The sequence below is a fragment of the Bartonella sp. AP58NXGY genome (assembly GCF_042195785.1).
In the GTDB taxonomy this organism is placed as follows: Bacteria; Pseudomonadota; Alphaproteobacteria; order Rhizobiales; family Rhizobiaceae; genus Bartonella.
The window spans coordinates 344-991 of the sequence record NZ_JBHIOY010000121.1 but is presented as its reverse complement, the minus strand read 5'-3'; the positions used below and the strand labels follow the sequence as shown (position 1 = coordinate 991).

1 protein-coding gene is annotated in these 648 nt (G+C 40.6%); it reads right to left on the bottom strand.

The window, feature by feature from the left end:
* Positions 1-3: 3 nt before the first annotated feature.
* On the bottom strand, positions 4-648 hold a 645-nt coding region (locus tag ACFINC_RS09880), incomplete at its 5' end, for a DUF3987 domain-containing protein (RefSeq protein WP_375617101.1).

Genomic DNA, 648 nt, shown 5'->3' with positions numbered 1-648 from the left:
GCCTCAGTGTGGTGTCTTATAACTTTTCACTAAAGGATGCCATTCATAATGTATGGTAGGTCGACCGCCTTTAGAGCTATGATTACTTGCTATTTGACGAATATAGTTACAACGACATAAAAGCTCTAAAGCTTGCTTAACAGCTTGATTGTCTGTTAAACATTTCCAATCACGTTTATAAATATCACGTGAAGTAAAACCATCGGGTAAATAATCACAGCGTTCGACAATCAATTTTGCACGCTCTGCTGTTAATGTATCCCCCGCCGCATAAAGCCTTTTGACATGGCTTAGCAGATATTTTTCCCAACACAAAGCTCTCTCAAGGGCATCTCTATTGATTTCAAAACGCCCGCCTTCACTCAATTCAAAAATCAACGCAAGGGTTGGTATGGTTTTATCCATTTTTAAAAGATGTGCTTGTAAACTTGCAGAGAAATGCCCCCCTTTGACTGTTCTTTGAAACTTTTCCCACCATTCACGAAAGATCTCTTGAGCATCAGCAGAAAAGCGTATGGTGATAGGGTGTTTTGGTGATCCTAATGGTTTATCATAAAGAGAACGAAAGACCTCTTGATAGCTTTCCCATGCCTTTTGATTGGGCGGTCTATCAACCCAGTCACGCTCTTTTCGTTCATCGGGAAAGAC